A 26,101-nucleotide genomic window follows, 5' to 3' on the forward strand; every position below is an offset into this window, starting at 1 on the left:
GCGCGGCGACGATGCCGACAACCTAGGCCGCGCGGCGGGCCTTCTTGACCTTGGCGATGGCGCGGTCGCGGCGCAGGCGCGAGAGGTGGTCGATGAACAGGACGCCTTCCAGGTGGTCCATCTCGTGCTGGATGCAGACGGCGAACAGGCCCTCGGCCTCCTCGACGACCGTCTCGCCCTGGTAGTTCATGTAGCGCAGGGTGACCTTGGCCGGGCGCTCAACCTCGTCGAAGTACTCGGGCACCGACAGGCAGCCTTCTTCGTAGACGAACATCTCCTCGGAGCTGGCCAGGATCTCGGGATTGACGAAGTAGCGCGGGGCCGGCTCCTCCCCCTCCCGGGCCAGGTCCATGGTGATGACCCGCACCGGCTCGCCGACCTGAACGGCGGCCAGACCGATGCCGGGCGCGTCGTACATGGTCTCCAGCATGTCATCCATCAGGGCGCGCAGCTCGTCGGTGACGACCTCCACCGGGGTGGAAATCTTCTTCAGGACCGCCAGGTCGGCGGCGTTATCGACGGTGAGGATGCGACGGATAGCCATGATCTTCGTCAGGTAGGCGCGTCATTTCCGAGGGTCAAGGTGGGAGATTGCCCCACGGCGGGCTCGGCGCTCAACTTCGTGAGAGGACGCACGCCCTGATCGATCGCGGCGGGCTCGTCGATCTTCTTGCCCTCGTGGTCGACGGACAGGTCCTCGAAACGCCGGGCCTGGGTCAGGACCTGGCTCTCCAGCGAGCCGACGAACTGGTTGTACTTGCCCACCGCGCTTTCCAGCGCCTTGCCCATGGCGCCAGCGTGGGCGCCCATGACCGAGACACGCTTGTAGAGCTCGCGGCCGACCTCGACGATGCGGGCCGCGTTCTTGGCCTGATCCTCGGCGCGCCAGCCATAGGCCACGGCCTTGCAGAGCGCGAACAGGGTCGTGGGCGTAACCAGCACCACGCGGCGGTCCATGGCCTCGGCCATAAGCTCGGGCAGGCGGTCCAGGGCGGCGGCCAGGAAGCCGTCGCCGGGCACGAACATCGCCACGAAGTCGGGCGAGCCCTCGCCGGCGAACTGGTCCCAATAGGCCTTGGACGACAGGCTCTGCATGTGGGCGCGGACGCTGGCGGCGTGGCGGACCATGGCGGCCTCGCGCAGGACTTCGTCGGTCGCCTCCTGTGACTCGAGGAAGGCGTTCAGCGAGCACTTGGCGTCGATCACGAACACCCCGCCGCCGGGCAGGGTGACCTTAACGTCGGGACGGCGGCGGCCCTCGTCGCTGTCGACGCTGAACTGCTCCTGGAAGTCGAAACGGCTGTTGAGGCCGGCGGCCTCAAGCACGTTGCGCAGGGTCTGCTCACCCCAGCGCCCTTGCACGCCGGCCCCGCGGCGCAGGGCGGCCGACAGCTTGCGGGCCTCGGCCTGGGTGGCGGTGGAGGCCTCCAGCAGGGCCGCGATCTGGGCCTTGAGGCCGCCGGTCTCCTCGGCGCGGACCTTCTCGACGGCGTTCACCTGGGCCTCGAACTTGGCCAGGGTCTCGGCGACGGGCTTCAGCTGGGCTTCCAGGCGGGCTTCGGCGAGGCGCTCGCGGCTCTTGGCGTTCTCGTCGGCGCGCTTGATCAGCTGTTCGGCGATGGCGTTGGCGCTCTGGGCGGCCTGGGCCTTGATCAGCTCGATCTGGGTGGCGCTCTGGTCCTCGAGCAGGCGGTGGCGCTCTTCGGCCTGGGCCAGGCGCTCGTTCAGCAGCCAGGTCTCGGCCTCGGCCTTGGCGGCGCGGCGCTGCGCGCTCACGGCCCAAAGCCCCAGCGCCACGGCGGCCAGAGCGAAGACGAGAGCCAGGATCAGGAACGGATCGGAAAAGTTCATGGTCCGTTCCTAAAGGGAATCGGCGGCGGCATAAAGGCCGCCGCCGCGCCGGATCAGTCGTCGCCGTCGGCGAGGTCGGCGATCATGCCGCTGATCGGTTCGCCGGCGAAGCCGGTGACGTTGTGGCCGCGGTCGACCACGCCGACCTTCGCGGGGTGCGGCGCTTCGGTTTCGGCTTCGGGAGCCTTGTCTTCGGGCGTGCTCATGAAATCAGTCCCTCCACTCCACGTCGGCGGTCCCGACGCGATGGCGGAGCTTGGCGCGGGAAAGCGTGGCTGTCAGCCGGATTTCCGACCTACCGACGCAAATTCCTCAGGCGGGACGCCGGGCGCGCAGGGCCTGGGCGATGGTGCCGTCATCCAGCCAGTCGAGGTCCCCGCCGACGGGCACGCCGCGGGCCAGCATGGTCACCGGCACGTTGGTCTGGGCCAGGCGGTCGGCGATGTAGTGGGCGGTCGTCTGGCCGTCGACCGTGGCCGGCAAAGCCAGGATCACCTCGGCCACCTCGCCGCCCCCGACCCGCGCGACCAGCTCGCCGATCCGCAGAGCCTCGGGGCCGACGCCATCCAGGGCCGACAGCAGGCCGCCCAGCACGTGGTAGCGCCCCTTGAACGAGCCGCCGCGCTCCATGGCCCAAACCGAACCGACCTCTTCGACCACGCACAACAGCCGGCCGTCGCGCGAGCCGTCGGCGCAGACCGCGCAGGGGTCGGTGACGTCCAGCGAGCCGCAGGTCGAGCAGGTGCGGACCTTCGCCTGCGCCTCGGCCATGGCCAGGGCGAGCGGCGCGAGCAAGGTGTCGCGCTTCTTCAGCAGGGCCAGGGCCGCCCGCCGGCCTGAGCGCGGTCCGAGGCCCGGCAACTTGGACAGCAGGGCGATCAGCCGCTCGATCTCGGGTCCGGCGGAGGCCGCCATTCTTTCCCCTTCAATCCCTTTCCAGCGGAAAGGGTGGCTAGAACTTCATCCCGGGCAGGCCGCCCATCAGGCCCGCCATGGGGCCGGCGGCTTCCTGCATCAGCTGGGCCTGCTTGGCGTCCAGCTTCTTCTTGGCGTCGGCATGGGCGGCGATGATCAGGTCGGCGATCACCTCGCCCTCGCCGGGCTGCACCAGGCTCTCGTCCATCAGCACCCGCACCAGCTCGCCATTGCCCATTAGCGTGACGGTGACCATGCCGCCGCCCGAAGTGCCGTCGACGGTGGTCTCGGCCAGGCGCGCCTGGGCGTCCTGAAGCTTCTGCTGCATGGCCTGGGCCTGCTTCATCAGGCCGCCGAGGTCTTTCATGGTCTTGGTCTCCAAACTCACATCCTGTTCCCCTCCCCTCGATGGGGAGGGGTAGGGGTGGGGTGATACGGCGGCGGATCCGAGCTCCGTCCCGAAACGCTGTCACCCCCATCCCGGCCCTTCCCCCATCAAAGGGGGAAGGGGAGATTCTGCGACTATCCCTCTTCCTCGTCCGGCTCCAGCGGGGCCGCCTCGGGGGTGAGGACCTTGCGGATCTCGACGATCTCGGCGCCGGGGAAGGCCGACAGCACCGAAGCGACGAACGGATCCTTCTTGATCTGCTCCAGCGCCTCGCGCTCCTCGCGCTTCTGGCGCTCCATCAGGCTTTCGGCCCCGCCGCCGCCCTCGGCCGCCACCAGCCAGGGCTGGCCGGTGTGCTCCTTGAGGAAGCGCACCAGGCGCCCGGCCAGATTTCCAGGCGCGCCGGGGGCGGCCTCGAAGGTGATGGCGCCGGGCCGGAAATTGATCGGGCGGACGTACTGCTCGACGTCCAGGCGAAGGCCGATGTCGCGCTTGGCGGCGATCAGGGCCATCACGTCGTCGAACGAGGCCAGCACCGGCATGGCCTGGGCGCCGGGCGCGGCCAGGGTCATCGGGGCCTGGGCCGAGGCCGCGCCGCCGGACGCGCCGCCGCCGCCCACCGAGACGCCGCCCCCCGGACCGCCGCCGCCGATCGGCGCGCCGTCGCGCAGGGCCTTCAAGGCTTCCTCGGGACCGGGCAAGTCGGCGGCGTAGCACAGGCGGATCAGAGCCATCTCGGCCGCGGCCATGGCGTCGGGCGCGCGGCGCACCTCCTCATGGGCCTTCAGCAGCATCTGCCACAGGCGCGACAGCGTGCCGGCGGAGGTGTGGGCGCCGATGGCGGCCAGGCGCGCGGCCTGCTCCTTGGGCATCGACAGGGCGTCCGGCCCGAGCGCCTTGGACACCGCCGACGCGTGGCAGTGGTCGAGCACGTCGAGCATCACCACCGCCGGATCGGCGCCGAAGCCCCAGAGCGCGCGGAAGCCTTCCAGCGCGTCCTTGGTCTTGCCGGCCATCACATGCTCGTAGAGCGCGATGGTCTGGCCGCGGTCGGCCAGGCCCAGCATGTCGCGGACCACGGTCGCGGTGACCGTCGCGCCGCGCTCGGTCTGCACGATGGCTTGGTCCAACAGCGAGAGGCCGTCGCGCACCGAGCCCTCGGCCGCGCGGGCGATCAGGGCCAGGGCGTCCATCTCGATCCGGGCGCCTTCCTTGGCCGAGATGCGGTCGAAGTGCTTGACCAGCACGTCCGGCTCGACCCGGCGCAGGTCGAAGCGCTGGCAGCGCGACAGGATCGTCACCGGGACCTTGCGGATTTCGGTGGTGGCGAAGATGAACTTGGCGTGCGGCGGCGGCTCTTCCAGCGTCTTCAGCAGGGCGTTGAACGCCGCCGTCGACAGCATGTGCACTTCGTCGATGATGTAGACCTTGTAGCGCGCCTCGACCGGGGCGTAGCGCACCCCGTCCAGCAGCTCGCGCATCTCGTCGACCTTGGTGCGGCTGGCGGCGTCCAGCTCCAGCACGTCCATGTGCCGGCCCTCGATGATGGCGCGGCAGTGGTAGCCTTCGGTGGTCAGGTCGACCGACGGGCCCTTGACCGTGTCGGTCTCGTAGTTGAGCGCACGGGCCAGCAGGCGCGCGGTCGTGGTCTTGCCGACCCCGCGGACGCCGGTGAGCATGAAGGCGTGGGCGATGCGGCCGGTGGAGAAGGCGTTGGCCAGAGTGCGGACCATGGCCTCCTGGCCGATCAGGTCCTCGAAGGTGCGCGGCCGGTACTTCCGCGCCAGCACCGTATAGGCGTCGCCGGTCTCGGCGGGCGGATCCTGGACGACCGGCCGCGCTTCTTCCGCGGCCGCGGCGGGCGCGACCGGCGATCCGCCGAAGATATCGGCGGTGTTCTCGTCGCGTTCAGCCAAATCTTCGCCGGCGGGCGCTTCGTCCCACGGCGGCGCGGAATCGGTCGAGAGGTCGTCGTGGTCGGCCATGGGCGTCAGTGTAGTGGGGCGGAGGGCGCAGCAAAAGCCTCGCGCCCGCTCGGACGCGCATCTGCTGACAGATTTGTCTTGGATTTTAGGGGGGATTGTGAGGAAAGGTGGAGACCGGACAGCGACCCGAAGGGGATCTCGTTGTGGCTGCTGCCTTCCGGCCCTGACCAGGTTGGCGAGGACTTCGTCCGCGCCGGTCTCCGAGGCCTATATCGCGACTCATCGCGAAGGATGCAAGGCTGACGAGTCATTCCGCTCACGCTACACAGTCGGACATGCCTCTCTCGATCATCACCAACACCTTCGCCGGCAACCCCTTGAACCGCGATAGCGAGCGGCGCGGCGACGAGGCTTTCCTCGCCGAAAAGCTGGCCGATCCGGAGTCGCTGGCTGTCGCGCTGTGGAACGGCAAGCCGCTGGTCGAGGACATCCTGGACGCCGACGGCAATGCCAAGGGCGTGCAGATCGCCTATCTGCGCGCCGACATGGCCCAGGACATGGCCGGCGGCGGCGAGAAGCTGCTGTACATGGGCCTCTGGAAGGACATCGCCGTCTTCGCCGTCGACATCGAAGGCCCGGCTGATCCGTCGGAAGGCCCGCTGCAGGGGCTGGGCCGCTTCGAGGAGCTGCGCGGCGCCGCGGCGAGCATGCCGCCCGCCGACGCCGGCATCCTGGCGACGGCCAAGTCGATGTTCGAATGGCGCCGACGCCATCGCTGGTGCAGCGCCTGCGGCCAGAAGACCGAGGTCTCCGACGGCGGCTGGAAGCGCGTCTGCCCCGCCTGCGACGCCGAGCACTTCCCCCGCACCGACCCGGTGGCGATCATGTTGGCCGTCCATAACGGCAAGTGCCTGCTGGGCCGCCAGGCCGCCTGGCCTCCGGGGATGTTCTCGGCCCTGGCCGGCTTCATCGAGCCCGGCGAGACCATCGAGGAGGCCTGCGCCCGCGAACTGGAGGAAGAGGCGGGCCTGAAGGCGACCGCCGTCCGTTATCACTCCAGCCAGCCGTGGCCCTGGCCCAGCTCGCTGATGATCGGCATGATCGCCGACGTCGACAGCGACAAGGCCGCGCCCGACCAGACCGAGCTGGAAGCGGTCCGCTGGTTCAGCAAGGACGAAGCGCTGCGCCTGATCAGGGGCGAGTTCGAGGACGGCCTCTTCGCCCCGCCAGCCCTGGCGATCGCCCATCAGCTGATCAAGGCGTGGGCGGAGGGGTAGGGCTGCGAAGTTCCTCCCCCGTGATGCGGGGGAGGTGACCCAGAGGGCCGGAGGGGGCTAGCTGAGCCGTGGCCGCATTAGCCCCCTCAGTCGCTCCGCGACAGCTCCCCCGCGTCGCGGGGGAGCATCTATCGCTCACCTCACCTAAACGGCGGCTCGTCGAACGCGCGCAGCTTGCGTGAATGCAGGTTCGGGCCTTCTGCGTACAGGAGCTGACACGCCAGAATCCCGATCTGCAGGTGCTGGCTGATCGCCCGCTCGTAGAAGGCGTTGGCCTGGCCGGGCAGCTTGATCTCGCCGTGCAGCGGCTTGTCGGACACGCAGAGCAGCGTCCCGTACGGCACCCGGAAACGGTAGCCCTGGGCCGAGATCGTCGCCGACTCCATGTCGATCGCCACGGCCCGGCTCTGGTTGAAGCGCAGGGCCGACAGGCTGTGGCGAAGCTCCCAGTTGCGGTCGTCGGTGGTCACGACGGTGCCGGTGCGCAGGCGCTTCTTCAGCTGGTCGCCGCTATCGCCGCTGATCGCCTTGGCCGCGTCGTACAGGGCGCGCTGCACCTCGGCGATCGACGGGACGGGGATCTCCGGCGGCAGCACGGCGTCCAGCACGTGGTCGTCGCGCAGATAGGCGTGAGCCAGGACGTAGTCGCCGATGGTCTGGGTGTCGCGCAGGCCGCCGCAGTGGCCGATCATCAGCCAGGCCTGCGGACGCAGCACCGCCAGGTGATCGCAGATCGTCTTGGCGTTGGACGGGCCGACGCCGATGTTGACCAGGGTCACGCCCGAGCCGCCCGGCGCCATCAGGTGGTAGGCCGGCATCTGGTGCTTGCGCCAGGCCGACTCCGCCACCGCCATCTCGGGATTGACCGTGTTGGCGGTGATGGTCACCCCGCCCGAGCACGACAGGGCCGTGTAGGGGCTGTCCGGCTTCTTCAGCTGCTCGATGCCCCAGCGCACGAACTCGTCGACATAGCGGTGATAGTTCGTGAACAGGATGAACTGCTGGACGTCCTCGGCCGGCGCGCCGGTGTAGTGCTTCAGGCGGGCCAGCGAGAAGTCGGTGCGCAGGCCGTCGAACAGCGACAACGGCCGGGTCTCCTCCAGCGCCGGGCTCCAGACGCCGTCGGCGATCTCGTCGCCGATGAAGGCGAGATCCGTGGTCGGGAAGAAGCGGGCGATGTCCTCGCTGCGGACGTCGGCCTGGTTCAGGTCGATCGTGGCGTCCAGCACGTAGGGATAGGGAATTTCCTGGCGCGAGCGCTCGACCTCGATCTCGACCTCGAAGTCGTCCATCAGAAGGGTCAGCTGCTCGACCAGATAGTCCCTGAACTGGGCCGGCTTGGTCACGGTCGTGGAATAGACGCCGGGGCGACTGACGCGAGCGTAGGAGCGGGCCAGCTTCGGCGGCAGCGCCTCGGGATCATAGGTCAGCCGCAGCTCGGGATAGGCGAAGGTCCCATCGAACCGCGCCTGCGGATCGGGGCGGGCGCCGGTCTCGAGATAGGCGCGGAGAGCGTCGCGCAAGGCGCCGACGGCGCGTTCGTATTCGTCATTGAGCCGTTCGACGACGGCGATTGCTTTTTCTTGGTTTGACATGACGCCTTATAGCGACGTTCCGCGACATTGGCGAGACACCGGGGCCCGCTTCGGGGAATGATTTATTACTTAGCGCAAGCGTTAGGCGCCCCGAAGCCTGCCGGCTGGGCGGCGCGCAGCCTGTTTATCTCGCTGCGCGCGAGACAAGCCGCGACGCACAAGCGCAAGAGCATGGACGAAGCCGCTCGCGTCGGCCACAAGGACGGACTTGCTCAAGAAGGGAGCGAATGGCGGCGGGGCCGTTCTCGCGCGTCGATCTCTTCGCAACCAGACATACCGTCGACGCTCGCCAAGCTTGGTGGGGGCGCCAGGGGGACCGAATGAACAAACGCTTCGCCTTATTGATCGTCGGGGCCATGGTGCTCGGCGTCGCCGTGGGCTGGGCCATCAACCAGACGATGGATCCCGCCCAGGCCAAGGCCGCCGCCAACAATCTGTCGCTGATCACCGACATTTTCCTGCGCCTGATCAAGATGATCATCGCGCCGCTGGTGCTGACGACCCTGGTGGCCGGCATCGCCCACATGGAAGACGCCGCCGCCGTCGGCCGGATCGGCGCCAAGACCATGGCCTGGTTCATCACGGCCTCGTTCGTGTCGCTGCTGCTGGGCCTCCTGATGGTTCACCTGCTGGATCCGGGCGCGAATCTCAATCTCACGCACATGGACATCGAGGGGACAAAGACGGCGGCGACCACCGACGCCTTCACGCTCAAGGGCTTCATCACCCACCTGGTGCCGACCTCGATCTTCGACGCCATGGCCAAGAACGAGATCCTCCAGATCGTCGTCTTCGCTCTGTTCGTCGGCACGGCCGTCGCCTCGCTGGACAACAAGGCCCCGCAGATCCTGGAGCTGGCCGAGCAGGCCGCGCAGGTCATGTTGAAGGTCACCGGCTTCGTCATGAAGCTGGCTCCGCTGGCCATCTTCGCGGCCCTGGCCTCGACGATCGCCACCCAGGGCGTGTCGATGCTGGCCGTCTACGGCAAGTTCGTGCTGGGCTTCTACGCCACCATGGGCGTGCTGTGGGGCCTGCTGTTCCTGGCCGGCCTGCTGGTGCTGGGCAAGCGGGTGTTGCCGCTGTTCGGCGTGATCCGCGACCCGGCCCTGCTGGCCTTCTCGACCGCCAGCTCGGAAGCCGCCTATCCGCGCATCCTCGACAGCCTGCCCAAGGTTGGCGTGCGCCGCCGCATCGTCTCGTTCGTCCTGCCGCTGGGCTATTCGTTCAACCTCGACGGCTCGATGCTCTACTGCACCTTCGCCACCATGTTCATCATGCAGGCGCACGGCGTGCACCTGACGATCCAGCAGCAGATCTTCATGCTGCTGCTGCTGATGGTGACCTCAAAGGGCATCGCCGGCGTGCCGCGCGCCTCGCTGGTCGTGATCATGGCCACCCTCACCTATTTCGGCCTGCCGGAAGCCTGGATCGCGCTGGTCCTGGGCGTCGACCACCTGCTGGACATGGGCCGCAGCGCCACCAACGTCGTCGGCAACAGCGTCGCCGCCGCCGTGGTCGCCAAGTGGGAGGGCGAGCTGGACGAGATCGATCCGGAGGCCGAAGGCGCCACGGTTTAACGCCGCTTTCGACGCGCGTTTCAAACGGCCCGCATCCCATCGCGATGCGGGCCGTTTTCGTGTCCAGTTCATACTGTACAGTAAAAACTTGACTCCGGCCCGGCGAGGTCCAATCTCAAGCGGGAGGGACTAGAAGGACGACGTCAATGAGCAAGATCGCTCACATCGCGCGCGCGGCCCTGGTCGGGCTCGCCATCTCCGCCCCGCTGGCGTTGAGCGGCCCGGCGGCCGCCCAGGACGCGCCGGCGGCCCAGGCCGCCAAGCCGGCCAAGCCGACCCGGCAATGTTTCTACCTGTCCGATTGGCGCGGCTGGACCGCTCCAGACAAGGACACCCTGTACCTGAAGGTCCGGGGCAAGGACGTCTACAAGGTCGATCTGGCCTACGGCTCCAACCAGCTGACCTGGCCGGGCACGCACCTGGTGTCGATCGTCCGGGGCGTGGACAGCGTCTGCAACCCGCTGGATCTGGACCTTCGCGTGTCCGACGGCTTCGGCATGGCCATCCCGATCCGGGCCAAGACCATCACCAAGCTTACCCCGGAACAGGTCGCGGCGATCCCCAAGAAGTATCAGCCGTAGGCTAGGACGCCGCCGCGCTCAGCAGCGCCACGACCATGGCGTTGGCGGGCGTGGCGATCCCGTGGACCGCGCCCCTCCGGACGATGACCCCATTGCGAGCGTCCAGCTCCATCGGCCGGCCGGCGGCGCGATCGGCGTGCAAGGAATTGACCGAGCCCGGATCGGCGGCGCGATAGCCGGCGATCACCTGGTCGGGCAGGTCGTCCGAAAGGTCCGCGCCCTCGGCCCGTCCCACCGCCACACACTCGCGCACCAGGCTCCGCATCACCTCCGCCGCGCCCTCGTCATGAGCGATCCCGGCGGGTTTGAGGACCAGGGCGTTGACCGCCCCGGCGCAGTTGAGCGCCAGCTTCTTCCAGGCCTCGGTGGTGAAGTCGTCGACCAGCTGCAATTGGATCGGCGTTTCAACGAAAAGCATCGCCAGGGCGCCGCCCGCGTAGCCTGCGGGAACCTTGATCCAGCCGTTGCGTCGCTGAAGGATTTTGCCGGGCGCCGAGCGCTCGGCGGGGATATCGACGACAGCCGGGACGAGATGAGTTTGCGCGATCCTGCCTTCGAACGGCGCGGTGTGCTCCACTCCGTTTCGCAGAACGACCACGGTCGTATCGAAGCCGACGAGCGCGTCCAGCCAGGCCATCGTGCCTTGAGTGTCGTAGGTCTTGGTCGCCACGAACACCCAGTCGACGGGCGACAGGCCCTCGGGCGAGGTCGCCACGCGCGGGCTCGCCGTGATCGGCCCCTCTGGCGTCTCGACCTCAAGGCGCTCGAACGGCGTGCGCACGCAGACCGTCACGTCGTGCCCTGGATTCTGCGCCAGCCAAGCGGCGAGCGTCCCGCCCACGGCGCGCCGGGGCCGATCACGGCGATGCGGGTCATGGCGGAGGCTCCTGGCTGAAACTCGCGCTTCTCCTAAGGCGTCGGCGCGCCGAGGTCACGCCTCAACGCTTCCGAACGCTGGCCTCGGGCGTGAAGAAACTCCCCTGCACGGGCGCGACGCAAGGCGTCCGCCCCAGGCGCACTTCGCCCTGGCGGTCCTTGGGCCTCGCGCCCGCGCCGAACTTGATCGAGCAGTTCAGCAGGCGCCCGTACGCCGCGCCGGGACTGACGGCGCCGGGCGGCGTGTCGCCATAGGTCCCGCCTGAAGCGCCCGCCGCGACCACGGCGTCGTAATAGGCGCGCTTTTCCGGATCCATCGGCGCCGGATAGCTGGGCGCGTTCGCCTGGAGCCGGCCCAGGCGCTCCTCGCACTTTTCCCGCTCTTCGCGCGACTGGCCCGCGCCGCGCGCACATCCCGCCCCCGCCCGGAGCGCGGCGCGCAGGGCGTCCGCCGAGACTGCGGGTCCAGAGAGGCCGCCGGAGGACGGGGCGGGCGCGGCCGGAGCGCCGCTGTCGGGCGCGGCGGGGGCGGACACCGGAGCCGGGATCGACACCGACGCGGAGGGCGAAGCGGCCAACGCTCGGCGCGAGGCCTTGGCCGGCGCCGTCTTGGCCTCCGGCCGCGTCAGCTCGACCGACATCAGGGGAAGGTCAAGCCCCGCGGCGAGCAGCGTCGGCGCCGTCGGCCACGCCAGCCAGGCCAGCACGGCCGCGTGCAGGGCCAGCGACAAAACGGCCAGGACGCCCCATCGACGCGACCGCCCCCGAACACCCCGCATTGTTCCCCCGCGCAGACCCGTCCGCGCGCAGGACGCCTTTTCGCTGTGTCGGAAGAGAGGCCGCACCATGGCGCGAATGGCCGTGGTTGGCGGGAGACGGGAGAAAGAAAACCCTCTCCCGTTGGGAGAGGGATTCAGGCGTCATTCCGCCGGCGTCAGGTCCGTGCGCTTCTTCATCATCTCGTCGAAGCTGGTCCAGACACCCTCGGCGCCGTGCCAGGAGCCCTTGGTGGCGGCCTTGGAGTATTCGGTCGCGCGGGCTTCGAAGAAGTTGGCGTGCTCGACGCCCGACAGCAGCGACTGCAGCCAGGGCAGCGGGTTTTCCTTTACGCCGTACACTTCCGGCAGCTGCAGCTGGCGCAGGCGCCAGTCGGCGATGAAGCGGATGTACGACTTGATGTCATCGGGGGTCATGCCCTGGATCTCGCCGGCCTCGAAGGCCAGGTCGATGAACTTGTCCTCAAGGCCGACCACGTGCTTGCAGCAGTCGACGATGTCGTCGGCCACCGCCTTGGTCACCGCGCCCGTCTCCTTGTTGAAGGCGTGGTACAGCTTGATGATGCCGTCGCAGTGCAGGCTCTCGTCGCGGATCGACCACGAAACGATCTGGCCCATGCCCTTCATCTTGTTGAAGCGCGGGAAGTTCATCAGCATCGCGAACGAGGCGAAGAGCTGCAGACCCTCCGTGAAGCCGCCGAACATGGCCAGCGTCCGGCAGATGTCGGCGTTGGAATCGACGCCGAAGGTCTGCATGTAGTCATGCTTGTCCTTCATGGCCTCGTATTCCATGAACGCCGAGAACTCGGTCTCGGGCATGCCGATGGTCTCGAGGAGCAGGGCGTAGGCCGCGATATGGATCGTCTCCATGTTCGCGAACGAGGCCAGCATCATCTTCACTTCGGTCGGTTTGAACACCCGACCGTAGCGCTCCATGTAGTTGTCCTGCACCTCGACGTCGGACTGCGTGAAGAAGCGGAAGATCTGCGTCAGCAGGTTCCGTTCCTTGTCGTTCAGCTTGACGGCCCAGTCCTTGAGGTCCTCGCCCAGCGGCACCTCTTCCGGCATCCAGTGGACCTGCTGCTGCTTCTTCCAGAAGTCGTAGGCCCAGGGATAGCGGAACGGCTTGTAGCCGCCCGAAGGGGTCATCAGGCCAGGCAGGATCAGCGACGACGGAGCGGACATGACAGAGCCTCGGAGCGAGAATCGAGCGGACGGGTTAGAAGAGGTTACGGCAGGCGATCGCCCGACGCACGCCTAGAGTGCCCCACCACATCTAGTGTGACAATGGGCCTCAGCCACAAGATAGAGGAGGATCTGTGGACAAGAAGTATACGCTTTTCAGCGCTCTTGGGTCCGGCGGCGTGCCCGTCGAAGCCGCTATGTCCTTGATCGGTCTGCGCTATGAGGTGGTCGAGGCCCCGACCTGGGAGGGCGAGGCCGAGCAGGCCAAGGTCGCCGCGGTCAATCCCCTTAAGCAGATTCCGGCCCTCGTCACATCGACGGGCGAGACGATCACCGAAAGCGCCGCCATTCTCATGTGGCTGGCCGACCGCTATCCGAGGGCTCGCCTGGCCCCCGCCATCGACGGCCCGGTCCGCGCCCAGTTCCTGCGCTGGATGACCTTCATCCCGGCCTCGATCTATTCGCTCTACTGGATCAGCGACGCGCCCTCGCGGCTCGTGGGTGAGGACGAAGACCTGCAGGCGATGGCCAAGGCCGCGATCAAGGAACGGATCGTCGACTGCTGGCGGATGATGGACAGCCAGATCACGCCTGGGCGGTATCTGCTGGGCGACGAGATGACGGTGCTGGACCTCTACGTCACTGTCCTGAGCCGCTGGGGCCCGAGGCGCGTGCGGTTCTACGAGGCCGCGCCGAAGATGAGCGAGGTGGTGAAGCGGGTGGACGCCGACCCGCGGCTGGCGGCGTTCTGGGAGAAGCGGTTTCCGTTCTTTGACGGGTGGGAGCGGTTGGGGCAGCAGGGGTGAGGGCCGGGAACCGCAGTAGAAATCCACCCGCGTTTAGGCATAGTTGAGCCATGACTTCGCCCCCGACGCTCTGGAAATCTGGCTTTAGCTGTCCAAACTGTGGCGTGGAGGCACACCAGAGCTGGTTCAACTGCTACGCCGCGAACCGGGCTCCGTCGCGATCAGATATTCACAAGCAGCAGCCTTCCCCCACCAGCGACGCCGCCTTCGGAATGACGCCCCGCGTCACACTCGGCACCCCCAGCCCGAACATTCATAGCCAGGGAAATATACCTGTTCAGAACATAAGCATATCGAAGTGCTATAGCTGTAGTGAGGCTGCAATTTGGATTGGGACACGCTTAATTTGGCCGAAATTTACACCCGATATTAAGCCGCATATTTACATGCCTCCGGCGATAAAGGCCGACTTTGTTGAAGCATGCTCTATTTTGCAGCTTTCGCCACGCGGCGCGGCAGCGCTCGTCAGAGTGGCCTTAGAAAAGTTGATCAATCATTTGGTGGGCGAAGCGGTGAAGCCAAACGATGGCATTCAAACGCTCGTCGACCGAGGAATGCCGGAGCGCGTCCAAAAAATGTGCGACGCGGTACGCATAATTACCAACGACAGCGTTCATCTGGGCACTATTAACTCCAATGACGACTTGGCCAGTGCGACAAAGTTATTCCACCTGGTAAACGCGATTGTAGACCAAACAATCGGCCTCGATATTTTGGCCGATGAAATATACGGAGAACTACCGCACGATAAGATCCAATTTGTCGAAAATAGAAAGCGCGGAGCAGCCAGAAAGTCGGCCGCGTCCATAAATACTGGAAAATAGTTCAACGGCACGGCAACACGTAGAGTTTTAGATTTTAAGCACCGATCCCCGGTCGGGTGCGATCCTTAAATCTCTTGGAGGCTGGAGCGTGCAGGGCTGATCAGGTCAGTCAAGGACGACGCTCCGCGTCGCCGCGCGGCGGCCGCCCGGAGGGCGGTCCTTGAGTGACCTGCTCAGCCCTGCGATCGTCTCGCCGTGAGATTTAGGGAGGGCTCCTTCTCTGGGGGAGAAGGGCGCTCACGCGCACACAAGCACGCACAAACCCGTGTCATCCCGGAAGCCTCGCAGAGGCTATCCGGGATGACACGGGCATGAATTTGCGGCGCCCGCCTGAAGCGCTCTAGAAACCCTCACCCTCCCATGCCTTTGGCGTGGGCCCCGCCCTCTCCCGACGGGAGAGGGTTTCTACGCGCGGAGCCCCATGGACCTCAGCCAGCTGGACGTGATCACGCGAGTCGCGGGGGCCACCCTGCTGCTGGCGCTGGGCGCGCTGCTGGCGCGGGATCCGCGCACGCGGCGGCTGGCGGCCTATTTCGCCCCGATGGCCCTGTGCCTGGCGGGGTTCCTGGCGGGCAACACGCCCGAGCCCGCCCTGCGTCTCGCCGGGCCGTTGAGCCATGCAAGCGCGCTGATCGCCGGCTACGCGGCCGTCTTCCTGTGGTGGTTCTGCCTGGCGAGCTTCGACCCGACGTTCCGGCCGCGCGGCGGGGCGCTGGCGGCGGGCCTGGCCTGGCTGGTCCTGGCCAGCGCCGATCGCGGCCTGCTGGGGCCGGCGCTGGAGAGCAAGGGCCTCTCCTGGGCGCTGATCGCCCTGGGCCTGGGCATGATCGGTTCTCTCTGCTGGCGCCTGGTCCGCGACCGCGCCGGCGACCTGGTCGACGAGCGACGGCGGGCGCGGATCCTGGTCGTCGTGCTGCTGGCCGGACAGCTGGGCGCCGACTTCCTGGTCGATCTGGTCATGGGGCTGGACTGGGGACCGCAGGGCTTCACCATCGTCCAGAACGCGGCCCTGCTGGCCTTCGCCGCCTGGCTGGGGCTGCGCCTGCTGCCCGTCCCCGCGCCAGCGCCCGCCGCCCTGCCCGGCGCCCAACCCGTACACGGCGAAGAGGCCCGCCTGACCGAGCGCCTGCGGGTGCTGGTCGAGGTCGAGAAGGTCCACCTCGAACCCGACCTGACCTTCGCCGACTTCGTCCGGCGGATGGGCGCGCCCGAGCGGACGGTGCGTCGGCTGATCAATCACCGCCTGGGCCACGACCACTTCCGCGCCTTCCTGAACGCCTGCCGGGTGGTCGAGGCGCGCCGCCTGCTGGCCGATCCGGCGCGGGCCGGCGACAAGCTGATCGCCATCGCCCTGGACAGCGGCTTCGCCTCTCTGGCCTCGTTCAACCGCGCCTTTCAGGCCGTGGAGGGCCGCCCGCCCAGCGCCTTCCGCATCGCGCCGGGAGTTGAGGAACGCCCCGCCGTCTTCTGAGAAGCGCGCGCAACCGCCCAGGCCCTAAGGCCAAGCCTCGATCTTCCAACTTCGAGGCGAGTTCATGGACGGCATCTTGAGCATCAGCGCGATCGTCGCGCTGCTTCTGGCGGCGGGCGGGGTGATCGCCCTGCTGGGCGGACGCGGAGCCGTCTCGTTCCGCTGGCTGCTCGTCGCGGCGGGCCTGGTGCTGCTGAACGACGCCCTGCTGACGCGGGTCTATCGCCTGGTCCCCGACCTGATCCCCGGCGACTGGAACTGGCAGGGCAAGATCCTGGCCCTGCTCGCCACCCTGGCGATCGCCGCCCTGCCCGCCTTCGGCTGGCGCGCCAGCGGCCTGCCCCTGCGCCAGGCCGACCCGAAGGCGCCGCTGGTCGTCGCCGGGCTCTACGCCCTGCTGTTCGTCGGCCTGGCCCTGGCCTTTCCCAACGAGCACGCCACCACCGAGACGATAGCCTTCCAGCTGACCATGCCGGGCCTGGAGGAGGAGGCCTTCTATCGCGGCCTGTTGCTGCTGGCGCTGGACCGCGCCTTCACCGGCCGCGCGCGGCTCCTGGGCGTCGACTGGAGCTGGGGCGCGGCGCTGTCCTGCGCCCTGTTCGGCCTGGCCCACGCGTTCGGGATCTCGAAGGGGGAGGTCTCGTTCGAGCCGCTGGCCTTCGTCCTGACCGCCGGCCCGTCGCTGATCGGCGTCTGGGTCCGCCTGCGCACGGGAAGCATTTTATTGCCGATCCTGATGCACAACTTCGGCAATGCGGCATCATTGTTCCTCTAATCGCCCTTTACGCGGCCACGCTTCCTCGCTATTGACCCCGCCGATGCAAGTCCGCGCGACCAAAATTACCACCCCGAAAACGACCCGCCTCGGCGGGGCGTGGTCGGGCGTGCGCGCGTACTAGCGAGCATCCCGCAACCAGCCCCGCCGATGCGCGGGGCGGTTCTCATCACCAGAGACCTCTAGCTCCCCGCGCTCCGCACCTTCAGGAGACGCAAGACCGTGAGCTTCAAGTTTTCCCGTTCCCATCCGCCCCACGTCGGCGTCGTCGGCGCCACGGGCCTCGTCGGCGGCATGATGCGCGAGCTGCTGGCGCAGCGGGATTTCCCGCTAGCCTCCCTGCGCCTGTTCGCCTCGGCCCGCTCGGCCGGGACCAAGATCGAGTTCCAGGGCCAGGAGATTGTGGTCGAGGACGCCGCGACCGCCGACTTCGCCGGGCTCGACATCGTGTTCTTCTCGGCCGGCGGCTCGACCTCGCGCGAGCTGGCCCCCAAGGCCGCCGCGGCCGGCGCCGTGGTGATCGACAACAGTTCGGCCTGGCGCTCGGACCCGGACGTCCCGCTGGTGGTGGCCGAGGTCAATCCGCACGCGCTGGCGAGCATCCCCAAGGGCGTCGTCGCCAACCCCAACTGCACCACCATGGCCGCCATGCCGGTGCTGAAGCCCCTGCATGACAAGGCGGGGCTGAAGCGCCTGACCGTCAGCACCTACCAGGCCGCCTCGGGCGGCGGCATGGAGGGCATCGAGGTCTTGTCCGAGCAGCTGCGCGCCGGCGCGACCGGGGACCTGGACGGCCTGGCCCGCTCGCCGGGCGCCGCGCCCCTGCCCGCGCCGCGCAAGTGGGCCGTGCCCCTGGCCTACAACGTCGTGCCGCTGAACTACGTGCTGGGCGAGGACGGCTACACCGAGGAAGAGCTGAAGCTGCGCGACGAGAGCCGCAAGATCCTCGAGCTGCCCGGCCTGCCGGTCTCGGGCACCTGCGTGCGCGTCCCGGTCTTCACCGGTCACTCGTTGTCGATCAACGCCGAGTTCGAACGCCCGTTGTCCGTGGCCGAGGCCCTCGCCCTGCTGGGCCAGGCGCCGGGCGTGGTCGTCGACGCCGTGCCGAATCCCCTGGCGGCCACCGGCCAGGACCCGGTCTTCGTCGGCCGCGTGCGTCCCGACCCGACGGTCGAGCATGGCCTGGCTCTGTTCGTCGTCGGCGACAACCTGCGCAAGGGCGCGGCCCTGAACGCGGTGCAGATCGCCGAGGTGATGCTGGGCTGAGAATCGCCAAGCCAAAAAACCTCATCATCCCGGAAGCCTCGAAGAGGCTATCCGGGATGACGATGAAATGTATGGCTCGGCAGGTCAGATAGCCCCTCCGCCCCAACATCTTGTGGCCACCTTGTGGGCGAACGCTGGTCGTCCGGGGGCGGATGTCCAAGGACGCCTTGCGACGCTCCGTCGCGGGTGAAAAAAGTTGGTCCCTGCAACCCCTTGATCCTGCCTCACAAGTTCCAGCCGTTCACAGCTTGTTAACGAAAAACTCTCCCCAACACCGTTGACGAGTCGTTCACCACTGTGGCCCCATATCTGGGCTGAGGGGGCTCCTCAGCCACAAGATATAGCGGCTGGGCGGGGCAATACCCTTCTCCGGAACACGCTGATTGAGCAATGGAATTTGGTCATGAACGGCAGTGAAGCGGCGAAGACGACCATCCGTAGAGAGGCCCAACTGGCGGCCATCAAGCCGGCCAAGCGGCCGCAGCTGGCCCTCGTGCGCAAGGTCGAGGTCGACCGCTCGCGCGACGCCCTGCTGACCGACTTCGGCAAGACCACCCTGGAAGACCGCTACCTGCTGCCGGGTGAGTCGTACCAGGACATGTTCGCGCGCGTCGCGACGGCCTTCGCCGACGACGCCGACCACGCCCAGCGCGTCTACGACTATATGAGCCGCCTGTGGTTCATGCCGGCCACGCCGGTGCTGTCGAACGGCGGCGCCGACCGCGGCCTGCCGATCAGCTGCTTCCTGAACGCCGTGAACGACAGCCTCGACGGCATCCTGGGCGTCTGGAACGAGAACGTCTGGCTGGCGGCCAACGGCGGCGGCATCGGCACCTACTGGGGCGGCGTCCGCTCGATCGGCGAGAAGGTGAAGGGCCAGGGCCAGACCTCGGGCATCATCCCCTTCATCCGCGTGATGGACTCGCTGACCCTGGCCATCAGCCAAGGTTCGCTGCGTCGCGGCTCGGCCGCCGTCTATCTCGACATCCACCACCCGGAAATCGAGGAGTTCCTCGAGATCCGCAAGCCGTCGGGCGACTTCAACCGCAAGTCCCTGAACCTGCACCACGGCATCAACATCACCGACGAGTTCATGCACGCGGTGCGCGACGGCCATAAGTTCGGCCTGCGCTCGCCCAAGACCAACGAAGTGCTGCGCGAAGTCGACGCCCGCGCCTTGTGGCAGAAGGTCCTGGAGCTGCGCCTGCAGACCGGCGAGCCCTATCTGATCTTCTCCGACAGCGTGAACAACGCCATGCCGTCGTTCCAGCGCGAGCTGGGCCTGAAGGTGCGCCAGTCGAACCTGTGCAGCGAGATCATGCTGCACACCGGCACCGACCACCTGGGCAACGAGCGGACCGCCGTCTGCTGCCTGTCGTCGGTCAACGCCGAGACGTTCCTCGAGTGGCGCGACCACCCGACGTTCATCGAGGACGTCATGCGCTTCCTCGACAACGTCCTGCAGGACTTCATCGACCGCGCGCCCGACGCCGCGGCCTCGGCCGCCTACGCCGCCATGCGCGAGCGCTCGGTGGGCCTGGGCCTGATGGGCTTCCACTCGTTCCTGCAAAGCCAGAACGTTCCGTTCGAGAGCGCCCTGGCCAAGAGCTGGAACATGCGGATGTTCAAGCACCTGCGCCGCGAGGCCGACAAGGCCTCGATCAAGCTGGGCGAGGAGAAGGGCCCCTGCCCCGACGCCGCCGATCGCGGCTCGGTCGAGCGCTTCTCGCACAAGCTGGCCATCGCTCCGACCGCCTCGATCTCGATCATCTGCGGCGGCACCTCGGCGGGCATCGAGCCGATCCCGGCCAACATCTACACCCACAAGACCCTGTCGGGCTCGTTCGCGGTGAAGAACCCCTATCTGGAGAACCTGCTCGCCGAGAAGGGCCAGAACACCGACGCGGTGTGGGGCTCGATCCTGGAGCACGAGGGCTCGGTCCAGCACCTGGACTTCCTGAGCCAGGACGAGAAGGACGTCTACAAGACCGCCTTCGAGCTGGACCAGCGCTGGGTGATCGAACTGGCCGCCGACCGGACCCCGGAAATCTGCCAGAGCCAGTCGGTCAACGTCTTCCTGCCGGGCGACGTCGACAAGTGGGACCTGCACATGCTGCACTGGACCGCCTGGGAGCGCGGCGTGAAGTCGCTGTACTACCTGCGCTCCAAGTCGGTGCAGCGCGCGGCCTACGCCGGCGCCGAGGACAAGGTCGCGGCGACGACCAGCGGCTTCGACGTTCCGGAAAAGACCGACTACGACGAGTGCCTCGCTTGCCAGTAAAGGCCTGCCGATAAGGCTTGTCACAAACCTCTGATATCGAGACGGCGGCGCGATGGGGATCGCGCCGCCGTTTTCGTTGGGGCCAACGGAACCCGCCCGCGTCCTGTCTGTTCACCACGTGCGCTTTCGTCACGGTGGACAGGTGGCAGGAAGCGCGTAGGCTGGACCTCCGTTAGGATTGGGGAATCCGGGATGCGGACCGCTGGGGAGCGAACCGTCCTGTGTGTTACGGCCTTTCTGGCCGTCGTGCTCGGTCACGCCGAGATCGCTTGCGCGGCCCAGAAGGCTGGCAAGGCGCCGGTCGACAAGCTCGCGACCGCCAAGCTCGCGCCCACGAAACCCACCTTCGCCGTGAAACCCGAAAGCCTGCGTCCGCTGAACCCGGCCGCCGACTTCATCGCCTATGACAGCGAGGCGATCGAGCTGGCGCTGGAGGGCGGCTTCGCGTTGCCGACGACCGCGCTGACGGGCGATGCGCGCTTGCTGGACACCGATCGCTACTACCAAGGCGTGGGGCCGATCAGCTGGCGTTCGAACGCCTTCAGCCACCAGGCCCAACCCGGCGGCCCGATCGACTCCGTCCGCGTCTCGATGGCGGGCGCCGCGCCGACCGCGGCCTATGCGCCGCTGACGCTCTCGCGTCCCGACGCCTACGAACTGCGCGAGGTCGACGTCACCGTCACGCGCGGCTGGCCTTCGGCGGTGATGCTGGCGGGCCGCAAGTACGCCCTGGACGTGACACCGCACGCCGGCGTCGGCTTCGGCGGAGCCGGCGGATCGGCAGAGGCCGGGGCGACGCTGCGCCTGGGCAAGAAGAAGAACATGGGCGACCGGGTCACCAACGCCCTGGGCGTGCGCGAGGGCGACGAAGCCTTCGGGAGCCGCGGGCGCTGGTACATCTACGCCGCCGCCAGCGGCCGGGCCGTCGGCTTCAACATGCTGCGCGGCCAGAACGGCGATTGGAGCCGCGCGGGCCTGACCCAGGACGCGACCAGCCGCCTGATCGGCGACAGCCAGGCGGGCGTCGCCTGGCGCAAGGGGCCGATGCAGGCCTCGCTGGGCTACATCCACCGCGAGATCAAGGCCAAGGAAGGCATCATGGGCTTGGCGACGCAGAAGGACGACGTGGTCGCCCTGTCGTTCAGCCTGAAGCCCCACTGGTAGGCGTCAATCCGCCTATTTGGCTTGTGTTTCTGGCCGCTTTCATGCAGCAAGCGCCCCACCTGTTCACTGCCAAAGCGAGACCATGAGCGAGAGCGAGCCCCCGCGCCGCAAGACCCTGAGCCTCAAGAGCCCGGTCGCCGCCCCCGGCGGTCCGCCGCCTCTGGAGCGCATGGTCAAGCCGTCGGCCCGCACCACCGTGTTCACGCCGTCGGCCGCCCCGCCGCCGCCACCGCCCGCCCCCGCGCCGGTGGGCGACTGGAAATGCAAGCCGTGCGGCACCCGCTTCGACCCGCCGGCCGAACTGGCCGACGAGGACCATGTCCGCTGTCCGTCGTGCAACGCCCGTCTGGGCCTGGCGTCCGATTTCCGCAGTGATCCGCCGAATGTCGCCAAGCTTCGGGCGCGGTATCTGAAGAAGGCCTAGGGCCCCGTCTGGTTTGGACGGAGCCCTCAAAACCAAGGCTATAATTCAAACACTTAGAGCGCGCTCAAGCGGTCTGGGCGCTCACACTTGGACCTAACGCGCCCTAGGCCAGGGCGTTCGCCGCGCGCGCGCCTTGCCGGTCCGCAACGCCGCCGCCCTCGTCCGCGAGACACGCCAGAAGCCGGGCCGAGAGCTCCGGCCTCGCCGCGTCACTGGCGCAGGCCACGACCGGCGCCAGGACCGCGACCTTCGCCGTCGCCAGGAACATCGCATCGCTGGCGTCGCCGCAGGCCCAATCGTAGATCGCGCCCAGATAGTTGGAATAGATCGTCCGCCCCAGGCGCGCCGGATCCACCGTCTGCTGCAGCACGCCGGCCGCCCGCGCCTGGGCCATCGCATGGACGACGACGTCGGCGGGCTCGCGACCCAGGCGCGTGCCACCGAACAGCACGCGCGGGATCCGCACCAGCACCTGGCGATAGAGCGCTGCGTCGGCGACGTAGAGCGCCGCCGACAGGCTCGAGGCTTCGAGCGCCAGTTCGACGCCGGTGGCGGCGCTGCAGGCCATGGCGGTCTCGATGCGGTCGACCGCCACGTTCACCACGGCCAAGGCGATCGCGTCCAGGCCGCCGATCAGATTGTAGATGGTCTGCGGCGCCACTTGGGCGGCGGCCGCGATCTGGCTTAGCGAGACGTTCTCGATCCCTCGCTCGCGCCACAACGCGGAGGCCGCCGCGATGATCTCGGCGCAGCGGCGGGCCTTGCCGCGCGCCCGCAGGGCCAGCATCAAATTTGGATTAGGTTCCAATTTCATTGCCACGGCTATTTTTAGACAGTATTCCAACTTTCCACAACCCGACCTCGCGGCCGACGAGGGCCGCCTTTGGAAAGCACCGCCTTGGGCCTCTTCGACTCCCATTCCGCCCTGATCGCCCGTTACGACGCCGCCCGCGCGCACGGCCAGATGCCCACGGGCGTGGTGATGGACAGGCTGCTGTCGGCCAGCGAGGCGATCATCAACGGCAAGCGGACGGTGACGGCCGGCACCCACAACTATCTGGGACTGGCCTTCGACGAGGCGTGCATCGAGGCGGCCGTCGCGGCCGTTCGCGCCGAAGGCACCGGCACCTGCGGTTCGCGCATCGCCAACGGCTCGTTCTCCGACCACGTCGCGCTGGAGCGCGAGCTGGCGGCCTTCCACGGCATGGCCCACGCCATGGTGTTCTCGACCGGCTACCAGGCCAATCTCGGGGTCATCTCGACGCTGGTCGGCGCCGGTGACTTCCTGCTGCTGGACGCCGACAGCCACGCCTCGATCTACGACGCCTGCAAGCAGACCCAGGCCAGCGCCATCCGCTTCAAGCACAACGATCCCGCCAGCCTGGACGCGCGCCTGCGGCGACTGTCGGACCAGCCCGGCGTCAAGCTTGTGGTGGTCGAGGGGATCTATTCGATGCTGGGCGACATCGCCCCGCTGCGGGACATCGTCGCGGTCGCCAAGCGGCACGGCGCCTTCGTCCTGGTCGACGAGGCCCATTCGATGGGCGTGCTGGGCGAGCGCGGCTGTGGCCTGGCCGAGCAGGAGGGCCTGCTGGGCGAGGTCGATTTCGTGGTCGGCACCTTCTCCAAGAGCCTGGGCGCCATCGGCGGCTACTGCGTGTCGGACCATGCGCAGTTCGACATCCTGCGCCTGGCCTGCCGTCCGTACATGTTCACCGCCTCGCTTCCGCCCGCGACCGTGGCCTCGGTGCGCGCGGCGCTGGCGGCGGTTCGCGAACGCCCCGGGCTGCGCGCCAGGCTGTGGCGCAACACCCGTCGGCTCTATGACACCCTGACGGCGGCCGGCTTCCAGCTGGGCCCGACGCCCAGCCCGATCGTGGCCGTCTGCCTCCCGTCGGACGAGATCACCATGGCGATGTGGCGGGCGCTGCTGGACGACGGCTACTACGTCAACATCGGCCTGCCGCCCGCGACGCCATCGGGTGAGAGCCTGCTGCGCTGCGCGATCTCTGCCGCGCATTCGGACGCCCAGATCGACGGCCTGGCCGATGCGCTGATCCGCCTGGGCCGGGCCTTTGGCGTGCTGCCCGACGTCCGTTGCGCCGCGGCCCTCTAGAGCGCGTGAGCGGTTAAACCGCTCGAACGCGCTTCAAGTCCAAGACGATGGAGCCTGTCTACGGCTCCAGCTGGGCCTGGGCGCCCAGCGGCTCCTCGCGGATCATCACGCCCGTTCCCGCCGCCGGCGAGGCGGCCAGCGGCTTCTTGAACAGGCCGCGCCACAGGCTCTGCTCCTCCACCGCGCTGGTCCAGGCGGTTCCGGCCATCGCCTGATCGACGCCGGCGTCATAGATCCGTTTCATCAGGCCGGTCTCGAACTTCAGCAGGTTGAAGCCCTCGAAGCTGCCCGGGATCGAGGCCACCGACAGCGGCAGGTTGTGGCGCGTGCAGAAGCCGGCGGCCAGGCTCAGCGCTTGGCGGTACGAGAACCGCAGCATGGTGTCGAAGCTGCGGCTCATGATCGAGGCCACGCCGGGTGGTGTCGACTGCGACGCGGGGTCCAGCACCGTGTTGACGATCACGTGCACGCGGCCGCGCCGGAAGCGGGGGCCGAGGTTGCGCCAGTGCAGCAGGGCGTCGGGCATCAGGAACAGCGGCGCGGCCACGCCGCCGTCGACGTGCATCTCCTGATGCGGGCGGCCGTCGACCTCGACGTCGATCAGCTTGGGCGGGAAGATCCCCGGCACCGAGGACGAGGCGACCAGCAGGGTGCGGAACAGCTTCAGCGCATCGTCGCCGCCCCGGGTGGCGATCTCGCCCAGGTCCCAGACCACGGCCCGCTGGCTGTCGAGATTGGTGGTGGCGATCAACAGGCGCCGGCCCCTCAGGTGCTCGGCCGCCACGGCCTCGACCATGGCCGTGTCGACGAAGGTCTCGACCAGGCGATCCAGCGACTCGCCCTTGAAGATGCTGGGGCCCAGGGCCGAGTTCAGACGGCGCAGGCTGAGCAGCTCCGCCGCGTGGCCGCCGACATAGGCGTCGGTCAGGCGCTCGTCCCAGCTTGAGCCCAGGAAGGCCAGGGGCGCGATCAGGGCGCCGGTGCTGACGCCGGTGACGATGGCGAAGTCAGGGCGTCGGCCGGCCTTGGACAGGCCTGTGAGCACGCCCGCGCCATAGGCGCCGCCAGCGGCGCCGCCGGACAGGGCCAGGATGTTGAACTCGTCGCGGCCCAGCAATGAGCGGAGCGGCGCGAGCCGATCGGCGGCCTGGCGCAGGGCGTCGTCGGCCTGATCGACGCTGAGGCGCACGCCCGGAAAGCCGGCGGCCTCGACATGGCGGTCATTGGGCGGAGCGGGCAGGCGCTTGCCGCGCAGGGGATCGGTCCGGAAGAAGCCCTGCAGGTTGGCCTTGCCGGAAAGATCCTTGTCCACGGCGCGCCTCAGTCGCTACCGCGCGCCAGCCAGCACGACGCCCACCAGCACGGCGGCGTAGTGAAGGCCCGCGCCGCCGATGACGTGGCCATGCCAGATGGCGCGGCGGAACTTCAGCCGCCGCATCAGGTAGAAGATCGTGCCGGTGGAATAGACGAGACCGCCGATGGCCAGCAGCAGCAGGGCCACCCAAGACAGGCCGTCGATCATCGGCTTGATCGCCACCAAGACCAGCCAGCCGAGGGCCAGGTACAGGCCGACCCAGAAGCGCTTGTCCAGGCCCGGGAGGAAAAGCTTGGCCGCCACGCCGACGCCGGCGACGGTCCACACCGCCGTGGTCATGCCGATGGCCCACCAGCCGGTCAGGTTCTGGGTGGTGAAGGGCGTGTAGGACGCGGCGATCATCACGAAGATGCCGGCGTGGTCGAAGCGGCGCAGCAGCGGCCGCCAACGCGCCTTGGCGAAGTTGTAGGCCGTCGACAGCGACAGCATCAGGATCAGACCGACGGTGTAGATGCTGACCGCGGCCACCTGCTTGAGGTCGCCCAGCCCGAAGGCCAGGCCCAGCAGGATGCCGCCGCCCAGCAGGGCGCCGGCCAGACCCGCCAGGTGCACGATCAGGTCGGCGCACTTGGCCGCCGGCGTCGGATAGTGCGTCGCCGCCGGCTCGCGTCCGACGAGATCGGTCGTTTGGGTGGTCGTGTCCATGGCCCCGC

The 26,101-nt window shown here is 68.2% G+C and carries 24 protein-coding genes, 1 other RNA gene and 1 pseudogene; 12 read left to right on the top strand and 14 right to left on the bottom strand.

Annotated features, from left to right (window positions below; genetic code table 11):
- Positions 1-22: 22 nt before the first annotated feature.
- The 7 genes from def to ffs all read right to left on the bottom strand — a co-directional run bounded on the left by def (position 23) and on the right by ffs (position 5,342).
- A complete protein-coding gene (gene def, locus CSEG_RS19470) occupies positions 23-544 on the bottom strand; it encodes a peptide deformylase (RefSeq protein ID WP_013080947.1) in 522 nt (173 codons plus the stop codon).
- Positions 545-552: 8 nt separating this feature from the next.
- Positions 553-1,851, bottom strand: coding sequence for a DNA recombination protein RmuC (gene rmuC / locus CSEG_RS19475; protein ID WP_013080948.1), 1,299 nt, complete (start codon positions 1,849-1,851; stop codon positions 553-555).
- Between the two features lie 53 nt (positions 1,852-1,904).
- On the bottom strand, positions 1,905-2,057 hold the full coding sequence (locus CSEG_RS22935; protein WP_013080949.1) for a hypothetical protein: 153 nt from the start codon (positions 2,055-2,057) through the stop codon (positions 1,905-1,907).
- Positions 2,058-2,163: 106 nt separating this feature from the next.
- Positions 2,164-2,766, bottom strand: a complete 603-nt coding sequence (gene recR / locus CSEG_RS19485) for a recombination mediator RecR (RefSeq protein WP_013080950.1) — start codon at positions 2,764-2,766, stop codon at positions 2,164-2,166.
- A gap of 37 nt (positions 2,767-2,803) precedes the next feature.
- Entirely contained in the window at positions 2,804-3,133 is a 330-nt protein-coding gene (locus CSEG_RS19490) for a YbaB/EbfC family nucleoid-associated protein (RefSeq protein ID WP_041538759.1), read from the bottom strand.
- 155 nt (positions 3,134-3,288) lie between these two features.
- Positions 3,289-5,139, bottom strand: coding sequence for a DNA polymerase III subunit gamma/tau (locus CSEG_RS19495; protein ID WP_013080952.1), 1,851 nt, complete (start codon positions 5,137-5,139; stop codon positions 3,289-3,291).
- A gap of 105 nt (positions 5,140-5,244) precedes the next feature.
- An RNA gene (gene ffs / locus CSEG_RS21735) (signal recognition particle sRNA small type) lies at positions 5,245-5,342 on the bottom strand.
- A 72-nt stretch (positions 5,343-5,414) separates the two neighbouring features.
- Between ffs and nudC the strand changes: the two genes are divergently transcribed.
- Positions 5,415-6,356, top strand: a complete 942-nt coding sequence (gene nudC, locus CSEG_RS19500) for an NAD(+) diphosphatase (protein WP_013080953.1) — start codon at positions 5,415-5,417, stop codon at positions 6,354-6,356.
- Between the two features lie 140 nt (positions 6,357-6,496).
- On the opposite strand, the gene CSEG_RS19505 is transcribed toward nudC, so the two are convergent.
- Positions 6,497-7,951 carry an AMP nucleosidase gene (locus CSEG_RS19505; RefSeq protein WP_013080954.1) on the bottom strand — a complete coding sequence of 485 codons (1,455 nt, stop codon included), beginning with the start codon at positions 7,949-7,951 and terminating at the stop codon, positions 6,497-6,499.
- Between the two features lie 320 nt (positions 7,952-8,271).
- On the opposite strand from CSEG_RS19505, the gene CSEG_RS19510 reads away from it, so the two are divergent.
- Positions 8,272-9,528 (top strand): dicarboxylate/amino acid:cation symporter, encoded by a 1,257-nt coding sequence (locus tag CSEG_RS19510; protein ID WP_013080955.1) that lies wholly within the window; start codon positions 8,272-8,274, stop codon positions 9,526-9,528.
- A 146-nt stretch (positions 9,529-9,674) separates the two neighbouring features.
- Complete coding sequence (locus CSEG_RS19515; RefSeq protein WP_013080956.1) at positions 9,675-10,109, top strand: DUF6491 family protein; 435 nt, start codon at positions 9,675-9,677, stop codon at positions 10,107-10,109.
- A gap of 1 nt (position 10,110) precedes the next feature.
- On the opposite strand, the pseudogene CSEG_RS19520 reads toward CSEG_RS19515, so the two are convergent.
- From CSEG_RS19520 to CSEG_RS19530, 3 genes and pseudogenes are all read right to left on the bottom strand, one after another.
- A pseudogene (locus tag CSEG_RS19520) lies at positions 10,111-10,985 on the bottom strand (2-dehydropantoate 2-reductase).
- 62 nt (positions 10,986-11,047) lie between these two features.
- Positions 11,048-11,764, bottom strand: coding sequence for a hypothetical protein (locus CSEG_RS23605; RefSeq protein ID WP_013080957.1), 717 nt, complete (start codon positions 11,762-11,764; stop codon positions 11,048-11,050).
- 141 nt (positions 11,765-11,905) lie between these two features.
- Positions 11,906-12,946, bottom strand: a complete 1,041-nt coding sequence (locus tag CSEG_RS19530) for a ribonucleotide-diphosphate reductase subunit beta (protein ID WP_013080958.1) — start codon at positions 12,944-12,946, stop codon at positions 11,906-11,908.
- A 134-nt stretch (positions 12,947-13,080) separates the two neighbouring features.
- Between CSEG_RS19530 and CSEG_RS19535 the strand changes: the two genes are divergently transcribed.
- The 8 genes from CSEG_RS19535 to CSEG_RS19570 all read left to right on the top strand — a co-directional run bounded on the left by CSEG_RS19535 (position 13,081) and on the right by CSEG_RS19570 (position 21,957).
- A complete protein-coding gene (locus tag CSEG_RS19535; protein WP_013080959.1) occupies positions 13,081-13,752 on the top strand; it encodes a glutathione S-transferase family protein in 672 nt (223 codons plus the stop codon).
- A 50-nt stretch (positions 13,753-13,802) separates the two neighbouring features.
- Positions 13,803-14,576: a DUF4145 domain-containing protein gene (locus CSEG_RS22145; protein ID WP_013080960.1), complete on the top strand. Its 774-nt coding sequence runs from the start codon at positions 13,803-13,805 to the stop codon at positions 14,574-14,576.
- Between the two features lie 421 nt (positions 14,577-14,997).
- The gene (locus tag CSEG_RS19540) at positions 14,998-16,047 is read left to right on the top strand and encodes a helix-turn-helix domain-containing protein (RefSeq protein ID WP_013080961.1); all 1,050 of its coding nucleotides are present in this window, start codon (positions 14,998-15,000) and stop codon (positions 16,045-16,047) included.
- Positions 16,048-16,111: 64 nt separating this feature from the next.
- Positions 16,112-16,822, top strand: a complete 711-nt coding sequence (locus CSEG_RS19545; protein ID WP_013080962.1) for a CPBP family intramembrane glutamic endopeptidase, BDIM_20840 family — start codon at positions 16,112-16,114, stop codon at positions 16,820-16,822.
- A 222-nt stretch (positions 16,823-17,044) separates the two neighbouring features.
- Complete coding sequence (locus tag CSEG_RS19550; RefSeq protein ID WP_013080963.1) at positions 17,045-18,088, top strand: aspartate-semialdehyde dehydrogenase; 1,044 nt, start codon at positions 17,045-17,047, stop codon at positions 18,086-18,088.
- 397 nt (positions 18,089-18,485) lie between these two features.
- Positions 18,486-20,369: a ribonucleoside-diphosphate reductase subunit alpha gene (locus tag CSEG_RS19560; protein WP_041538379.1), complete on the top strand. Its 1,884-nt coding sequence runs from the start codon at positions 18,486-18,488 to the stop codon at positions 20,367-20,369.
- 192 nt (positions 20,370-20,561) lie between these two features.
- On the top strand, positions 20,562-21,533 hold the full coding sequence (locus CSEG_RS19565; protein WP_013080965.1) for a lipid A-modifier LpxR family protein: 972 nt from the start codon (positions 20,562-20,564) through the stop codon (positions 21,531-21,533).
- Between the two features lie 82 nt (positions 21,534-21,615).
- Positions 21,616-21,957 (top strand): hypothetical protein, encoded by a 342-nt coding sequence (locus tag CSEG_RS19570; RefSeq protein ID WP_013080966.1) that lies wholly within the window; start codon positions 21,616-21,618, stop codon positions 21,955-21,957.
- A gap of 103 nt (positions 21,958-22,060) precedes the next feature.
- Here the strand turns inward: CSEG_RS19570 and CSEG_RS19575 are convergent, their stop codons facing one another.
- On the bottom strand, positions 22,061-22,744 hold the full coding sequence (locus tag CSEG_RS19575; protein ID WP_013080967.1) for a TetR/AcrR family transcriptional regulator: 684 nt from the start codon (positions 22,742-22,744) through the stop codon (positions 22,061-22,063).
- A gap of 111 nt (positions 22,745-22,855) precedes the next feature.
- Here CSEG_RS19575 and spt point away from each other — a divergent pair, with 111 nt between their 5' ends.
- Complete coding sequence (spt, locus tag CSEG_RS19580; RefSeq protein ID WP_041538761.1) at positions 22,856-24,073, top strand: serine palmitoyltransferase; 1,218 nt, start codon at positions 22,856-22,858, stop codon at positions 24,071-24,073.
- Positions 24,074-24,131: 58 nt separating this feature from the next.
- Here spt and CSEG_RS19585 read toward each other — a convergent pair whose 3' ends face one another.
- Both CSEG_RS19585 and trhA read right to left on the bottom strand, forming a co-directional pair.
- Positions 24,132-25,385: a patatin-like phospholipase family protein gene (locus CSEG_RS19585; protein WP_013080969.1), complete on the bottom strand. Its 1,254-nt coding sequence runs from the start codon at positions 25,383-25,385 to the stop codon at positions 24,132-24,134.
- A 15-nt stretch (positions 25,386-25,400) separates the two neighbouring features.
- Positions 25,401-26,093: a PAQR family membrane homeostasis protein TrhA gene (trhA, locus tag CSEG_RS19590; protein WP_013080970.1), complete on the bottom strand. Its 693-nt coding sequence runs from the start codon at positions 26,091-26,093 to the stop codon at positions 25,401-25,403.
- Between the last annotated feature and the right edge of the window lie 8 nt (positions 26,094-26,101).

It is taken from the genome of Caulobacter segnis ATCC 21756 (assembly GCF_000092285.1).
Lineage (GTDB): Bacteria > Pseudomonadota > Alphaproteobacteria > Caulobacterales > Caulobacteraceae > Caulobacter > Caulobacter segnis.

Excerpts from the sequence above, each read along its gene's own strand:
- trhA (WP_013080970.1), bottom strand. The coding sequence starts at position 26,093 with ATGGACACGACCACCCAAACGACCGATCTCGTCGGACGCGAGCCGGCG.
- CSEG_RS19490 (WP_041538759.1), bottom strand. The coding sequence starts at position 3,133 with ATGAAAGACCTCGGCGGCCTGATGAAGCAGGCCCAGGCCATGCAGCAG.
- def (WP_013080947.1), bottom strand. The coding sequence starts at position 544 with ATGGCTATCCGTCGCATCCTCACCGTCGATAACGCCGCCGACCTGGCG.
- CSEG_RS19545 (WP_013080962.1), top strand. The coding sequence starts at position 16,112 with ATGGACGGCATCTTGAGCATCAGCGCGATCGTCGCGCTGCTTCTGGCG.
- CSEG_RS19505 (WP_013080954.1), bottom strand. The coding sequence starts at position 7,951 with ATGTCAAACCAAGAAAAAGCAATCGCCGTCGTCGAACGGCTCAATGAC.
- CSEG_RS19565 (WP_013080965.1), top strand. The coding sequence starts at position 20,562 with ATGCGGACCGCTGGGGAGCGAACCGTCCTGTGTGTTACGGCCTTTCTG.
- CSEG_RS19515 (WP_013080956.1), top strand. The coding sequence starts at position 9,675 with ATGAGCAAGATCGCTCACATCGCGCGCGCGGCCCTGGTCGGGCTCGCC.
- CSEG_RS19575 (WP_013080967.1), bottom strand. The coding sequence starts at position 22,744 with ATGCTGGCCCTGCGGGCGCGCGGCAAGGCCCGCCGCTGCGCCGAGATC.
- CSEG_RS19495 (WP_013080952.1), bottom strand. The coding sequence starts at position 5,139 with ATGGCCGACCACGACGACCTCTCGACCGATTCCGCGCCGCCGTGGGAC.
- CSEG_RS22935 (WP_013080949.1), bottom strand. The coding sequence starts at position 2,057 with ATGAGCACGCCCGAAGACAAGGCTCCCGAAGCCGAAACCGAAGCGCCG.
- CSEG_RS19570 (WP_013080966.1), top strand. The coding sequence starts at position 21,616 with ATGAGCGAGAGCGAGCCCCCGCGCCGCAAGACCCTGAGCCTCAAGAGC.
- nudC (WP_013080953.1), top strand. The coding sequence starts at position 5,415 with ATGCCTCTCTCGATCATCACCAACACCTTCGCCGGCAACCCCTTGAAC.
- rmuC (WP_013080948.1), bottom strand. The coding sequence starts at position 1,851 with ATGAACTTTTCCGATCCGTTCCTGATCCTGGCTCTCGTCTTCGCTCTG.
- CSEG_RS19530 (WP_013080958.1), bottom strand. The coding sequence starts at position 12,946 with ATGTCCGCTCCGTCGTCGCTGATCCTGCCTGGCCTGATGACCCCTTCG.
- CSEG_RS23605 (WP_013080957.1), bottom strand. The coding sequence starts at position 11,764 with ATGCGGGGTGTTCGGGGGCGGTCGCGTCGATGGGGCGTCCTGGCCGTT.
- CSEG_RS19510 (WP_013080955.1), top strand. The coding sequence starts at position 8,272 with ATGAACAAACGCTTCGCCTTATTGATCGTCGGGGCCATGGTGCTCGGC.
- CSEG_RS22145 (WP_013080960.1), top strand. The coding sequence starts at position 13,803 with ATGACTTCGCCCCCGACGCTCTGGAAATCTGGCTTTAGCTGTCCAAAC.
- recR (WP_013080950.1), bottom strand. The coding sequence starts at position 2,766 with ATGGCGGCCTCCGCCGGACCCGAGATCGAGCGGCTGATCGCCCTGCTG.
- CSEG_RS19540 (WP_013080961.1), top strand. The coding sequence starts at position 14,998 with ATGGACCTCAGCCAGCTGGACGTGATCACGCGAGTCGCGGGGGCCACC.